The following is a 16,681-nucleotide window of genomic DNA, read 5'->3' on the forward strand; positions in this document are numbered from 1 at the left end:
AATATATTTATTATGTTTTTTAATATTAATAAAGTTAAAGATTCAAGTAAGAGCTAATGTCGGTGTCTTTCAAAATCCTTTTTCTTAAAATCTTATCAATTCCCGTTCCATACTGGGCCGCCTTTTTGGGCCTGTATGCTATATCATAATCAAGGCCTTCTTCAAAAGCCAATTTTCTTAAAAAGCTTTTTCTCATATCATCATGCATTGAAACTATCTTTTTGTTATCTGGAATATTCAATACCAATTCAACTAACTTTTCATCCAAAAACGGCAATCTCAACTCAACCGAATTGAGCATGGAACATGCATCATCCCTTTCAAGATTGACATGGTACATGTTTGAAATGTCCTGCCTTAGTTCAAAATTCAGGGTTTCATCAATGAAGCTTTTAAGATACCTTTTATATCCTCCGAAGAGTTCATCTGCACCCTGACCTGAAATGGCTACCTTTATTCCATCACGGGCAACCATTTTAGTTGCAAAATAAGTTGTTAATCCGACACCAACCTTCATGAGATTATCGTCGCCTATTGCATGAACAACCTGAGGCAGGCTTTCACGAATCATGTCTTCTGTGACTTCGCATATCTCCAAAGGCAAATTTAGGGACTTTGATGCTTTAATTGCCGCCTCGACATCTTTTGAGCCTTCTACCCCTACAGCATAGAGAGTGATTTTCAATGGTATATTTTCAGACATTTCCCTTAAAAGCAATGCCAGATACGAACTGTCGACACCACCTGAAAATATTACACCGACCTCCCTTAATCCGTCAACCCTTTTGACCAGACTTAATCTTAATAGTTTGTCTATTTTATCTACATCACCGTCAAAGACCTTTTCATAAATTGCCTGTGCTGGAGATATATCTTCCCAGTTATAAAGTATGTGTTCCGGCTTTAATGTGCTGATGTCAGTGAATCCGGCTTCTTTCAGGGAATCTTTTGTAGAGGCAAATCCTTTTGAATTTTGATTTTCTGCATAAAACAGAGGTTTGACCCCTAACGGATCTCGCGCAATGGCCAGATTTTCACCGTCATACACCGCAAAGGCATAATCCCCATCGATTAATTTAATTGCCATCTGAACCGCTTTCAGCAAATCTCCCTTATTGTAAAAATCAATTAAATAAAGTAAAGCTTCACTGTCTGAAGTGATTTGCGCTTCAACACCAACCTTCTTAACCAGATTCCTGATTGTTGCGAAGTTATATAGCTCACCGTTGAAAACCAAAACCAGATTGCCGTTTGAAATCGGCTGGGGTTTTGATACCCTGTCATTATTATCATAAATGGAAAGCAAATTATGGCCAAAAGCTATTTTATACTCATTGTCATCCTGAAACTCATCCAGATTAATGTCTAAAATAATATCATCAAAATAAACACCGGATGCATCCGGACCCCGATTTTTTGAGGTTTTTAACATTCTTATTATATCATTGCCATTAAAATTACCTTGTAAACCTACAATTGAACACATGATTTAATATTAAACCTTAATATTACTTAAAATTAATTTAAAAAAAAAGATGTTTTAAAGTGAAACATCCTTTTTAGTAAAGTAAATGTATGAAATAGCTAGCCCGATAATGAAAGTAGTCAAAATAATTCCATAAGACACAAAAACGCTTGTGCCGTATTCGGCTATCTCACCTGATGCAATCAGATACGGACATACCCATGGCACGAACGGAGCCCAGCTTTGACCATAGACCATCAGGTTTACCAGTGACAAAGCGGCTCCCCCGACCATTGCAGGAACCATATTGGTAATGAATAGTGATAAAAATACGAACGGGGAGAATGTCAGGAATAACAAAACGTTTGCGAAGAGAAGTTGGGCAAAGCTATCGACAAATATCTTTAATGCAAATCCTTCAAGACCTGCAGCAAAGCCGAATGCAAGTGTTGACAAGCTTGTAACAACCGTTAAAATCAAAATCCACGCCAAAAACATTACATACTTAGACAGTATGAACTTTCCCCTTGATATCGGAATGGTCAGCATGGTTTTTAATGTGTGCTCGTTGTATTCCCTGCCGAACAGGTATGATATGATTATCGCAAAGATAAGAACCGCAAACATTGCAGACATGTACATATTCACATTGCTGAACAATGCTTCAAAAGTCTGGCCCTCATCAAAGGAAGTGACAGCAATAAACATCAGCAACGGCGGCAGAATGGCTCCCATCAAACTCAATAAAAATATCTTTGATCTTTTAAGCTTTAAAAATTCCATCTCTATGAAAGTCAACATATAATCACCTTAATTATTTGAAACAAACCTTGTAAAGAAATCCTCAAGATTTTCCTCACACAGATTCACTTTTCTTACATCAATTCCCGAATTGACAAACAATGCATTGAACTTGTCCCTCAATTCCAGATTGGAATACAGCCGAATCTCATTATCTGTAAAAGTGAAATCCCTGTTTTCCCTAAGCCCCAATTCCTTAAGGACAATAACAGCCAAATCAATATCGGACACTTCGAATTCAACAAATTTATTCAATCTTTTATATAAATCCTCCTTTGAAATCTCATCAATCAATACGCCATCATCCATGAATCCGATGACATCGGCGATGTTTTCTATTTCGCTTAAGATATGGCTTGAAATCAAAATTGTTATTCCATATTCACGTGACAGCCTTTTAAGCAATGTTCTTATTTCCTTGATTCCAAATGGATCAAGACCATTTATTGGCTCATCCAATATCAGCAATTCCGGATTGTGCATAATTGCGGCCGCTATCCCCAAGCGTTGCTTCATGCCTAATGAGAAATCCTTATATTTCTTTGATTTGGCATTTTCCAAGCTAACCATTTCAAGAACCAATTTAATTTTAACCGGATTATATTCACCCCTCAGCTTGGAGATGATTTTTAGATTTTCATAAGCTGTCAGGTTCTCGTAAAATCCCGGTGTTTCGATAATGGAACCTATTTTTGAGTATACATCCTTTGAATTTTTAGGACTCTCTCCAAAAAGATATACTTCACCACTGCTCGGATACGTAAGGTTTAAGAGCATGCACATGGTAGTGGTTTTTCCAGCCCCATTTTTTCCTAAAAGCCCGTATATCTTTCCTTTTTCAACATGCATATTGACTGAATTTACAACCTTATTTTTGGAATATATTTTTGACAAGTTGTTTGTTTCGATGACATAGTCTGGCATTGATAAAACCTCCAATAATAACTTAAAAAAAGAAAAGTAGATGTTTTGAAAACATCCTAACTATTTAATTGATTCCCTGTATATTGATCCGCATACCCTGTTGAAGAATAATGTTCCATAGGAGTCAACGAATAATCCTTCAATTATTGCAATGAAAATTGATATGATGAAAGCCTGGTTTGATACAACTGCTATGAATACTCCGGTTATGAGGCTTAATATGAAGCTTACCGCAACCATGATAATCATGTATACTATAATTGTAAAGAGGATTATTCCAATATATTTGCCCCATCCAAGATTAGCAATGTTATCAATGATTTCCCTTAGGTCAAATGCCTTTTTAATGCTATCATATGCAATCATGTTGTTTAATGCCATGACCAGGAGGAAATATGCAATTATGAACAGTACCGCTGAGACTAGGAAAATGACCATCAGCATTGATGAATCGCCAACCAGCACTATTGCGCCTATCAATACAAGCATTGGAATAATATTGTAGGCAACTGTTACAATGAAATATTTTATTCCTTTGATAAACATTCCCAATATATCGCTAAAGCCCGGAAGGTCTTCTTTTTTATCAATTGAGAATTTTACTATATTGTATTGATATCCGAATATGAACAGAGATATAATAAATCCGATAATAGCCAAACCGGCTACAAGATAAATGTCGCCTGCAGGCAGTTGTGAAAACGGAACCTGTGACAGGGACCCTGTAGTATTTTCAACTATATGTATGGTTGTTCTGAAAATATCAAATGACTTGGCACCGATGAATACGGATATCGCACTCATCAATGCAAACAGAACGCCGCATCCTAAAAGTTTTTTGATGTCGTTGAAAGGATATTTCAACCCTTCAACAACACAATCTGTTATGCTTGCCATGAAATCACTTTATATCTGCATTGAATATAACAATCCGATGGATCTTGAATTGAATATGCTTAAGTATGGCCCGACGATGAACAGGGTTATTGCTGAATTTATCAGCGCTCCCAAAATGAATATTCCGCTTGGGTCAACACCTAAAACTGCACCTGAAACTCCAAATACTGTAAATATTCCATAAACGATTGCAGTTACAACAAGTGATATGACTAAGGTAATTATGATTAATCCCAAGTATGTTGCAATGCAATTGAACCATCCGATTTCGTCAATTACTTCCTTGATTTCCTTTATCGCAAATGCTTTTGAGAATGCCCCCTCGTTATATGCCATGTGACATATTCCCATTTGGTCCATCAGGCATGCCACTACAAAAAGGGCAAATGTTATCAAACATCCGACAATCATTAATGCGGATGACAAGATGCCTGTCAGTTGTCCTGCAACAATTGCAAATATCAAAAACACGATTACAGGGACAAGCACGTAGGCTATTTGAACTATTACCACTTTGACCCCATCTACAAACATGTCTATCAAATCTTCAAAGCCAGGCAAAGGATCCCTTCCGTTGATTACCCCATGAACGGCTGTATTGATGACTCTGTAATTATATCCTGTAATTAAAAAAGCTGGAAGCAATAAAAAACTGAACAAACAGATTACACCCAATATCACTAATGTCTTCCAGTCTTTTGCTGAATATTCCAATGAATCTTTGTATATGTCTAAAATCATTTTTTCAAACTCCTAATAGTAATCATCGTCAAAGATGAAGATTTCTTCCATAATGAAATACTTTTCCCGATCACCTTTGAACATCATTTTGTTAAAGACTTGGGTTATCTCATAAGCTAAAAATAAAGATGGGTTATATCTACCATTTTCCAGCGCATTAATGGTTTGACGGGTAACGCCAACTTTATCCCCAAGTTCTTTCTGGCTCATCTTGAGCTCTTGTCTTAAATATTTAATCATGGTTCTCATAGTATCCCACATAATAACGTTATCTTTTATGCAAAAGTATTTAAGTACCAAAGTAATTATGTTAAAAACTAATTACTTATGTTAATGTTATATTACATAGTATTTAAACTTTATGGTTTTTAATAAAATAAATAATTTTACTTAAATTCAATAATAAATAATTATTAATAGTTTATTTTTATTATATAAATTAATTTAAAATTAGATTAAAATTTAATTAATTAATTATAGTTTAAATAAAAAAATATTGCTTATGAATGCTTTTTATATTATAAAATTAAAAGCGAAATATTTATATATTAAGTAAAACATCTTTAACATATGTAACATTTCTATAACAGATTTTCATGTTACACAACAATTTCCAGACAGAATTCAAAAATGAACCAAAACATCAACCCAATTTCCTCTTGAAAAATATAATTCTGTTTGGAAAAAATTTTTAAAAAAAAAAGTTAAAGGAGAGAGTGAAATTCTCCTTTTTAGATTTTAACGATATTTATATTTGCGGTTGTTCCGCAATATTTAAAGTTTCCACCATATGAACTGCTTATGGAGTTTACAACCAAATCCAAATCGGCAACTGACAATCTGACTTGACCCAATTTATCTGTTTTTAAAGCAGTTTTTACACCGTTTATGTTAAATACTACTGTTGCTCCTTTAATGAGCTGGCCGGTTTCGTGGTTGATTAATGTAGCTACTGCCTCTTGGGTTTCATTGTCATAGGTATTGGAAAGTCTAGTTGCTATTTTTCCTTCAATAATTTTTATTGATGCTGTGGATTTGAGGTATTTGCTGTTTCCTCCATATGAAATGCTTGCACTTTGAATGTTAGGATCCGCATCACCGATTAATAATCTTGCTTGGCCTTGCTTATCAGTCTTTATAGATGTTTTCACACCATTATAATTGAATACAACATTAGCGCCTTTAATGGCCTGACCTGTTTCACTGTTAATTAAAGTAGCAACCAATTCTTTGGTGGAATTATCATAATAGAGTGAAATACTGGTTGTTATTTTACTTACAACAATATTCGCAGTTATAGAAGATGAATTATACTTGCTATTACCATCATAAGAAACAGTAACAGGATAAGCACCTAAAGCCAGGTTGGAAATGGTCAACTTAGCCTGACCGGCAGAATCAGTTTTAACACTATATTTCTGGCCATCAACCTCAAATCTTACATTAGCACTCCTAATAGCCTGACCTGTTTCACTGTTAATTAAAGTAGCAGTCAATTCCTTAGCAGGATTATCATAATACACTGAAATACCAGTTGCTATTTTACTTACAACAATATTTTCAGTTATAGAAGATGAAACATACTTGCTATTACCACCATAAGAAACAACAACTTCATAAGTGCCAAAATCTAAATCGGAAATGTTCAACTTAGCCTGACCATCAGAATCAGTTTTAACACTATATTTCTGACCATCAATCTCAAATCTTACATTAGCGCTCTTAATAGCCTGACCTGTTTCACTGTTAATTAAAGTAGCAGTCAATTCCTTAGCCGGATTATCATAATCCACTGAAATACCGGTTGCTATCTTATTTACAACAATATTCAGGGTTTTAGAAGATGAACTATACTTGCTATTACCACCATAAGAAACAACAACTGGATAAGTGCCAGAAGCTAAACCAGAAATGGTCAACATAGCCTGACCATCAGAATCAGTTTTAACACTGTATTTTTGGCCATCAACTGTAAATTTAACATTAGCGCTCTTGATAGGCTGACCTGAAGCCTCACTGGTTAAAGTAGCAACCAATGTAGCATCACTGCCATATCCAACAATGACATCTTCAGCGGCAATATCTGTTTTTAATTTAGCGATGAGGATATTTGAATAAGCAGGATCAATAAGATAAGCTGGATTTACATTTACAACAGCAACATACTCACCGTCCTCTAAATCCACAACCCATCCGTCACCGCTCAAACAATAATAAGTTCCTACTAGATCATCATTTTTATAAACGCTAATTGAAGCATTGACATTTGCAATTGGGATTCCTTTTGAATTGGTTAAATTAACCATCAACTTATCACCGGAATTATAATAAGATGTGAAATCAGAAACACTTAAAAGGGTAAGAATCTCAGTATTATAGACATCATCTCCATCTAAACCTGCAACATTATCCTGGAAGTAACACCAATCAGCATAACCATAACAAATAGCACCGCCATAACTACCAGCGGAATTGCTGATAAAACTAGAGTTTTCTATAAGGCCATCATTTTGCATATAGATAGCACCACCATAATTAGCAGAATTATCAGCAAAATCAGACAAAACAACATAACATTCTCCACCGGAATAAATGCCTCCACCATAATTATCAGCACAATTACTAGTAAAGTCACAAGAATTAACACTTAGATTTCCAAAACTAATAATAGCAGCACCGGATAGAGCAGAATTATCAACAAAATCAGAATCAACAACATAACATGATTCAGATGAATAAATGCCTCCTCCAGACTTATCAGCACAATTACCAGTAAAGTCACAAGAATAAATTCTCATATCTCCCTCATTATCAATAGCACCACCCCAATTAGCAGAATTATCAGTGAAACTTGAATTTTCTACAATGCATTCAGATTTTGAATAAATAGCACCACCATCACTAGAAGCGGAATTATTGATAAAACTAGAGTCTTCTATAACACCCTCAGTTTGTAGATAGATAGCTCCACCCCAATTAGCAGAATTATCAGCAAAATCAGATTCAGCTACATAACATTCTCCACCGGAATAGATGCCCGCACCGGACCTATCAGCAGAATTATTAGTAAAATCACAAGAATAAACACTTAAATTTCCAAAATTATTGATTGCACCGCCATAATTAGCGGAATTATTATCAAAACTTGTATTTGCTATAACGCATTCAGATTTTGAATAGATAGCACCACCACTATCCGCCGAATTATCAGCAAAACTAGAGTTTTCAATAACACCATCAGTTTGTAAATAGATAGCACCACCATAAATAGCGGAATTATCAACAAAGTCAGATTCAGCTACATTACATTCTCCACCGGAATAGATGCCCGCACCACCTTTATCAGCAGAATTTTTAGCGAAATAAGATGAATAGACACTTATATTTCCTTCATTGTCAATAGCACCACCATAAATAGCGGAATTATTAATAAAACTGGAATCGTAAACATCCATAATTCCATCATTCTCAATAGCACCGCCATACTTACTAGCAACATTATCCATAAATGTACAGTTTTCCACTAAATTCGGATTATAAATAGCTCCACCAGTTTCAGCATGATTGCCCATGAATGTAGAATCATAATAGTTTGACTCAGCGAATTTTGTAACGGCCATCTCTGTTTCTGAAGAATCCTCTTTTATCATCTGCAGCGGAGTAGTATAAACGGCTCCGCCAGACTTGGAAGCAGAATTATTGATAAAGTTGGATCCGTAAACATTTAGATATTTGGTAATATAAAGAGCTCCACCGGAAGTTACAGCATGATTATCGATGAAATCGGAATTGTAAATGTTCAACTCATTATATGAAATAATTGCACCGCCACCTAAACCACTGCCATCAGGAGACTCTTTTCCTGTGACTGAATTGTTGATGAAATGTGAATCATGCACATTGACTTTATTATGGACATTTAAAGCTCCACCGGACTCATTTGCAGAATTATTTACAAAATTACAATTAATAAATTCATTTACCCGAGCATTGGAAAATACTGCACCGCCGGAGTTGGCGCAATTATCTACGAAATTACAGTCAGTGAAATAATTGGATGAAACACTGGAAAATACTGCACCGCCATTATAATTCGCCGCATTATCAGTGAAATTAGTAGATGAAACCAAAACATTTCCAGCACCGACCATATAAATTGCTGCCCCATGTACATCAGCAGAGTTATTTTCAAAGCAGGAATTTTCAATATGGCTAGTTTCAGTACTCATCAAATATAATCCTCCACCCATATTAGCGGAATCATTGATAAACTTACAATTGTTTAAGTTTATATCGAATAATGAATAGATTGCTCCTCCAGATTGGGTTGCTGAAGAATTGATAAAGATACAGTTGTTTAAAGTGACATTGCGTCCGGCAATATATATTCCACCACCATTGACGGAAGAGGTATTGACAAATACAATATCATTTAAAACGACATTATTGGAAGAGATATATAAAGCTGTGGCCTTGTTCAATCCATCAAGAACATGTCCGTTACCGTTAATGGTTAACTGCTTATCAATACGGACACCATAATCACCATCATCCACATACTCATCATAAACATAATCATGGTTCAAGGAGATTACGGATTTGTCTGGCGCACTGTTAACAATATCTTGGATAGCATTAAATGAATATGACTCCTTAGTGGCATCAACAATGAAATTTAATTTAACAATATTGGATTCGTATAAATTATCCTTATACTGTGCAGATAAAGTGTGGATTCCGTCATCCAAATTAAGGTTTAGACAAGCCACACCATTTTTAATTTGAGCATAATAAGTTTTATCGTCAACAATGAACTTCAACAAACAATAATTGATGGAACTTATATCCTCGAAATCATCAAAACTGACTTTAATATTGAAATTCTTAGTATTAATTGTTTTAACATCATTTGTGCTAATCCTTATTCTTTTTGGATTGATGTTTTGAGTGAAAGCTTTTATACAGGCCACATGGCAACTGTCAACATAATCATGCAAATCATACCATGTTTCACCATCCAAACTTACAAAAGAAACATTATCATTAAATGTCTTTTTGGTAATTTCCTCAGCATAACAAAGAGGAATGCAACTGTAACCTTTAGCATTGTGATTATGAACTGCAATGCTGAATTTATCATCCTTATTTAGCTGTATGAAGTTATTGAACCTAATTGTATAATATCCTGCAGCGGAAGTTCCGTTTTGAGCGAAAACAAACTCGTCATTAACATAAACACTTACGGTATAATCTGTTTGTGTATCAAAATAAGTTGAAAACGCAGACAATAGACTATCATCTTCAGCTACAAATGTATTTTTGAAATAGATTGAACCAGGATAATGGTAAAACTGACTTACGCCTGCAAAATCATACTGATAGACTTTAGCATAAGGATTTGCATCACTGAAAACGAAAGTGTAGGCATGCATGCCCGGATCAATCTGTTCTGATATTTTCTGATTATAGGACAGATATCCGAAACCGTTGTTTTCCCAATCTTCACCAAAACTGTTTTTAAATATCCAGGCACCATTTGCCTTATTGCCTATGGAGTCATATCCAACGTAATCATCATCCCATCCCACAAGGGAAACTGCGTGATAATCCTTGCCCCATTTAAAGATTACTGAAACAGCACCATAATCCATAATTGCAATTTTGTACAAGTCATTGTCGCTGCTGTCTGAACGGGCTGGCAGAAACTTAATGTTTTGAATATGGAACATCGGATTTTCCAGAACGGATATTGTTGAATAATCATCATAGCTTTCTGTAGACTCGTCAATCGGACCCAGCCAGCTTGTCAGATAACTCATCATCATGGAGTCATATCCACCAAAGTTGGTTTCGATTTTTATACCATAAACGGAGTACGCAGCCATCAGGTTTTTAGCGTTTTCTTCTGAAAAGTCATAAGTGACTCCTGTTGCCTTTTTAATACATGTTTCTAGAGTTGCAAGACCAGCAAAAGCCCAACAGTTACCACCATTCTTTTGATCCTTAACAGAACTAACAAAACCATAATCATTAGAATCGTAATATGCCGGCAATGTCCTGACATCAGAGGAGTTGGAAGATGAATCATTGATTAATGTAACCGGCGAGAAGGAATTATCCTCATAAAGGTTATCGGATTTGATACTAAAGTCTACTGCATAGGATTCTATAAGATTGTTATCAGACAAATCTATACTATAAGTTTTAATGATATTATACCCATCAAAGAGACTTTCTCTTGAACCGGAATATACATTAGTGTCATCTTTTCTATCAAAAAATACTCCACTGTTGAAATCTTCCAACAAATAAAGATTCAAGACAGGATTGTCAAACTCCTCACTAAAGCTAACTTTAGCAGAAACGTTACGAATCACATTACCAGTAGCAATTGAAGAAATATTTGAAGCATCATCATTATCATAAATCACAATACTGACCAAACCATCATCCACCTCAAAAATAGGGTATGGCAAATACAACTTCGGATTCTCTTCAGAAGACAGTTGATAATACAAAGGATTACTTATTAAGTAATAATTCTCATCATCTAAAGTTGCCTTAAACTCAGCAAAAAGATGATAATTATTACCAAATGAATTAAAATAAGAACCCAAACTTTCTTTCTTTCCATCGAAAAATATTACTGCTCCTTCTTGAGCAAAAGAATCACCAAAATCATTGGAATATAAACTAATATTATTTGTAATCCTGGTATATATGGCCCCTCCGATTAAAGCGTGACTTAGATTGAACCTATTTTTGAAAAAGTTTAGAGTGCCATAAATATCATAGATTACTCCTCCATAATAGTTTGCGAAATTATCACTATAATTGGAGTTATATGAATCTAAGATTGAATTTATATTACAGATGGCACCACCAAATTCAGCATCATTGCCATCAAAAATTGAATTGAAAATGCTTAATTTACCTTTTGAATTATAAACAGCCCCGCCACCATCGGTTAAAGATAAAGAATTGTCAAAATTGCTTTCTTCAATAGAGATATATGAATTTAATGAAGCGATGCATCCTCCAAAACTGAAAGATACTGAACCGTTAAAATTAGATTGGTGCATATAAATATCACAATTTTCACAATAGATTGAACCGCCATAATAAGAAGTATAATCATCATACCTGCCTACATTGGAATCCCCAACACTGGAAATGGTAAATGGAGTAAATTGAGAATCATGGATATTTAAATTAGAGTTAACAGAATATATTGCACCACCTTTGTAAGTAGCGGAATAATACATAAACACAGTATTTGAAATGGAAATATCTGAATTTATAGCAGCAATAACCCCTCCGTTGAAAGCATCATAGACCTCATCAAACCAACATCCGTCTAAAATTAAGGTAGATCTAACATTGTTTGGAGCATCACAAACAATCACTCCACCATAAGAGCTGTCAAATAGGCCGGAACCTGATTCGATTTTTGGAAGATTTTTCAAATCAAATACATCATTACCTTCAAAATAGGAATCCTTTGCAAGTAATGTAGCATGATTGAGAATATTTATATTATTCAATTGTAGGTTATTTAACTCCAGATATGAGTTTTCCTTGATTATAAAATCATACTGATTGGACACTCTAGAGTTAATAACAGCATCAGAAGTTTTACCTATTAATTTTGCTCCGTCAATTATACAGGTAGTGTTTAAATCATATGTTCCCTTTGCAAAGTAAGCAGTGACTCCAGGAGTGATCCTGCTAGGGTATAAATATTTGTATGGATTGTTTTCAGATCCGTCTCCGTCCTGTTGGGCGGATGCATCAAAGTAAATAATATTGTTATCATATAAAGAGTCTGGAATTATGGTATTGTATGTATCGTTTCCATGACCTCCTGCTTTATTGTCTTTGAAAATGCAGTTGGTTGCGGATTCGCCATACATTGCTCCACCGTTTTCTGTTGCTTCATTATCCTTGAAGTAACTATCTTTAGCTTTAACCTGGTATGTGGCACCACCATTTCTGGCAGTGTTATTTATAAACCTGCATTCATTTGCAGTATCATCAATACCATATATTGCACCGCCGAAATCAGCAAAGTTTTCAATGAAACTGCAATTTTCAGTGCTAATTCCATCATATATTGCTCCGCCATAATCAGCATAGTTTTCAGTGAAACTACAATCAATAGAAGTACTGGCATATGATGCACCACCAAAAATTGCGTAATTTCCTGTGAAAATGCAATTTTTAGCTGAACCCTCTTTCATTGCACCACCGTAATCCGCATAGTTTTCCGTGAAATTACAATTCACACAATTGACACCATAGACTGCACCTGCTTCCCATAATGCTGAGTTTCCAGTGAAATTACAATTCCTAATAGTGCCACTGATTACAGAATCTACAGCACCTCCAACGTTAGCAGAATTTTCAACGAAAGTACATTCAATGATAAAGTTCATAAAATTTGAAATTGCCCCACCTCTGTATGCTGAATTTCTTGTAAAAATACAATTACTAAAAGAACCATGAACTGCAGCACCACCACTATAACTCGCTGAATTTTCAGTGAAACTAGAATTCACAACAGAATTAGACTTGTAACTAGAGCCATACATAGCCCCACCAGAATAAGCAGAATTGTTAACAAAACTACAATTTACAATAGAACTATAGTCATAACGGGAATGATAGATAGCACCACCTGAATCAATTGCAGAATTGTCAATGAAAATAGAATTCACAGCAATATAACTAGACCTAGAACTGGAATCATATATAGCACCCCCATTCCTAGCAGAATTATTAATAAAAGTACAATTATTAGCGTGACCATATTTCATTGCACCACCACTCTCTGCAGAATTATTAATAAAACTAGAATTTACAGCAGAACCACCATAAACAGCACCCGCGGTACTTGCAGAATTATTAATAAAAACACAATTCAAAATAGAATTAATACTATCAATAGCACCACCCCACTCAGCAGAATTATTAATAAAAATACAATTCACAGCAGAATCACCATAATACATAGCACCACCATAACGAGCCGAATTATTAATGAAAGTACAATAAACAGCAGAATCGCCCTCAAAAGCACCACATACATTAGAAGCAGAATTATTAATGAAAGTACAATTAAAAGCAGAATCACCACCTTCTACAGCACCCCCATTCATTGCAGAGTTATTAATAAAAATACAATTACTAGCAGAATCACCAAACATAGCACCACCCCACTCAGCAGAATTATTAATGAAAGTACAGTTCACAGCATCACCACCATAATCCATAGCACCACCAGAATCACTTGCAGAATTATTAATAAAAATACAATTCACAACAGACCTAGATTTCTGCCAATACCCAGTGATAGCACCACCACTTCCTGCAGAATTATTAACAAAACTGCAATTCAAAACATTAAAGTCCTCATATGAACAAATTGCACCACCATCGTATGCAGAATTACTGATGAAAATACAATTGATAACACTCACAAAATCATATACAGCACCACCATCAGTAGCAGAATTATTAATAAAAGTACAATTCAAAGCAGATCCTCCATTAATTGCACCACCATATCGATTTTTACCATTCACAAAAACAATATCCATAAAAGCAACTTTATTATTAGCATTAAAAATACCCGCAGTATTATCACCATCAATAGTAAAACCATTACCATGAATTGTCACAACACGGCTAATACGAATACCATATTTAAAACTATAATCTGTACTTAAATCAAATGCATAATCATCATTCAAATAGACATCCTCATCATTATTGTCGTTTATTAGTTCATTTAAATCCCAGAACGATTTGATCAATTCATTATCAAACCAAGTTACATTATATGTGTTTTTTCCATTAGGGATGTAATTCTTTTTAAATTTAGAATTAATGGATACTTTAGCACTATATATTGCCGCACCATAAGCAGTTGCATTATTATAATAAAATGTACAGTTAGTGGCTTTACCTTTACTCATTGCACCACCATTTTCTGCAGAATTATATTCAAATAAACAGTTAGCTACTAAAACCTCACAAACCGCACCACCCCCATTATTAGCGTGATTTTTTGTGAAATTGGAATTGACGGAAATGCCGCCGTACATTGCTCCACCATTTTCTGATGCAACATTATCACTAAAAGTACAGCAATAAGTTCTGATCTGATATGTTGCTCCACCATTAGTAGCACTATTATTAATAAACACACAGTAATTTGCATCATCCCTATCATCATAGGCCGCTTCACTATACATCGCTCCACCAAGTGCAGCAGTATTATTAATAAAAGTACAATTTACAGCCGTGATATTAGAATCAGAACTAGAATCATAATCATACATAGCACCACCATAATGTCCTGCAGAATTACCAACAAAACTACAATTAAAAGCAGAAGCACCATCCATAGCACCACCATCACGGTCTGCAGAATTACCAACAAAACTACAATTAAAAGCAGAACCGTCAACCATGGCGCCACCATTTCTTGCAGAATTACCAACAAAACTACAATTCACAGCAGAAACACCAACAAGAGCACCACCATCATTAGCAGAATTATTAACAAAACTACAATTCACAGCAGAACCAGATTCATACATTGCACCACCACTCGCAGCAGAATTATTAACAAAACTACAATTCACAACAGAACCACCATAAATGGCACCACCATAAAGCCTTGCAGAATTACTAACAAAACTACAATTCACAGCAGAACCACCATAAATGGCACCAGCCCACCAGAAACCATAATTATTAACAAAACTACAATTTACAGCAGAACCACCATAAATTGCACCACCTTTCCTTGCAGTATTGCCCATAAAACTACAATTCACAGCAATTGAACTAGAATTAGAAACACAAACCGCACCACCATCACTTTGAGCGTTCCCATTTACAAAAACAATATCTCTTAAAATTACATTACCACTAGAAGCAAATAAAATACGGGCAGAATAGGCTCCATCAATTGTATGGCCATTACCATGGATAGTCATATCACGACTAATTACAATACCCTCTTTAAAACTAGAATCTGTAGTTACATCAAAAGCATAATCATAATTCAAATAGATATTTTTATCATCATTGTTGTTTATTAACTCATTTAAATCAGTGAATGTTTTAATAGTATCAAACCAAGTTACATTATATGTGTCTTTTCCATGAGGGGCGTAATTATTTTTAAATTTGGAACTTGTAGATACTTTAGCATTATATACTGCACCACCATAAGCTGTTGCATTATTATAATAAAATATACAACCAGTGGCTCTACCTTTACTCATCGCACCACCATTTTTCGCAGAATTACTAACAAAACTACAATTCACAGCAGAACCATCATACATAGCACCGCCATCATTAGCATGATTTTTTGTGAAATTAGAGTTAAAAGAAGCATGACCATAAACTGCTCCCCCATTTTCTAATGCAGTATTCTCATTAAAAGTACAGTAATTATTAGTGACCTGATATGTTGCTCCACCATTAGTAGCACTATTATTAATGAACACACAATAATCTGCAGCAATCATATCACCAAACATAGCACCACCATTAAAATCTGCATGGTTATCTTGGAAAACACAATTAGAAGCAGACACACGGCATAATGCACCACCATCATCTTTGGCAGAATTGCCCGTAAAACTACAATTCACAGCAATAGAACTATAATTATTATCAGAATCATAATCAAACAGAGCCCCACCATTTTTTGCAGAATTATTAATAAAAGTACAATTCACAACAGGACTAGAACTAGAAACACGCATAGCACCACCTGCCCAATCCGCATAATTATTAATAAAAGTACAATTCACAGCAGAACCCTCATACATA

General features: G+C 34.9%; 7 protein-coding genes and 1 CRISPR repeat array (1 of these 8 only partly in view). All 7 genes read right to left on the reverse strand.

Features of this window, described 5'->3' with window-relative positions; translation table 11 throughout:
• Nucleotides 1–34: 34 nt before the first annotated feature.
• The 7 genes from IJI93_RS02975 to IJI93_RS03005 all read right to left on the reverse strand — a co-directional run bounded on the left by IJI93_RS02975 (nt 35) and on the right by IJI93_RS03005 (nt 16,443).
• Nucleotides 35–1,486: an asparagine synthetase B gene (locus tag IJI93_RS02975; RefSeq protein ID WP_292819710.1), complete on the reverse strand. Its 1,452-nt coding sequence runs from the start codon at nt 1,484–1,486 to the stop codon at nt 35–37.
• Nucleotides 1,487–1,540: 54 nt separating this feature from the next.
• Entirely contained in the window at nt 1,541–2,266 is a 726-nt protein-coding gene (locus tag IJI93_RS02980; RefSeq protein WP_292819713.1) for an ABC transporter permease, read from the reverse strand.
• 9 nt (nt 2,267–2,275) lie between these two features.
• Nucleotides 2,276–3,190, reverse strand: a complete 915-nt coding sequence (locus tag IJI93_RS02985; protein ID WP_292819716.1) for an ABC transporter ATP-binding protein — start codon at nt 3,188–3,190, stop codon at nt 2,276–2,278.
• Between the two features lie 60 nt (nt 3,191–3,250).
• Nucleotides 3,251–4,087, reverse strand: coding sequence for a DUF4013 domain-containing protein (locus tag IJI93_RS02990; RefSeq protein WP_292819719.1), 837 nt, complete (start codon nt 4,085–4,087; stop codon nt 3,251–3,253).
• A 9-nt stretch (nt 4,088–4,096) separates the two neighbouring features.
• Nucleotides 4,097–4,828, reverse strand: coding sequence for a DUF4013 domain-containing protein (locus tag IJI93_RS02995; protein ID WP_292819722.1), 732 nt, complete (start codon nt 4,826–4,828; stop codon nt 4,097–4,099).
• Between the two features lie 12 nt (nt 4,829–4,840).
• On the reverse strand, nt 4,841–5,077 hold the full coding sequence (locus tag IJI93_RS03000) for a helix-turn-helix transcriptional regulator (protein ID WP_366513274.1): 237 nt from the start codon (nt 5,075–5,077) through the stop codon (nt 4,841–4,843).
• 482 nt (nt 5,078–5,559) lie between these two features.
• Nucleotides 5,560–16,443 carry an Ig-like domain repeat protein gene (locus tag IJI93_RS03005; protein WP_292819728.1) on the reverse strand — a complete coding sequence of 3,628 codons (10,884 nt, stop codon included), beginning with the start codon at nt 16,441–16,443 and terminating at the stop codon, nt 5,560–5,562.
• A gap of 32 nt (nt 16,444–16,475) precedes the next feature.
• A CRISPR array of direct repeats spans nt 16,476–16,681; the repeat unit is 26 nt; unit sequence AATTATTAATAAAAGTACAATTCACA; it runs 267 nt beyond the window's last position.

This window comes from Methanobrevibacter sp. (assembly GCF_017431965.1).
Taxonomy (GTDB): domain Archaea; phylum Methanobacteriota; class Methanobacteria; order Methanobacteriales; family Methanobacteriaceae; genus Methanocatella.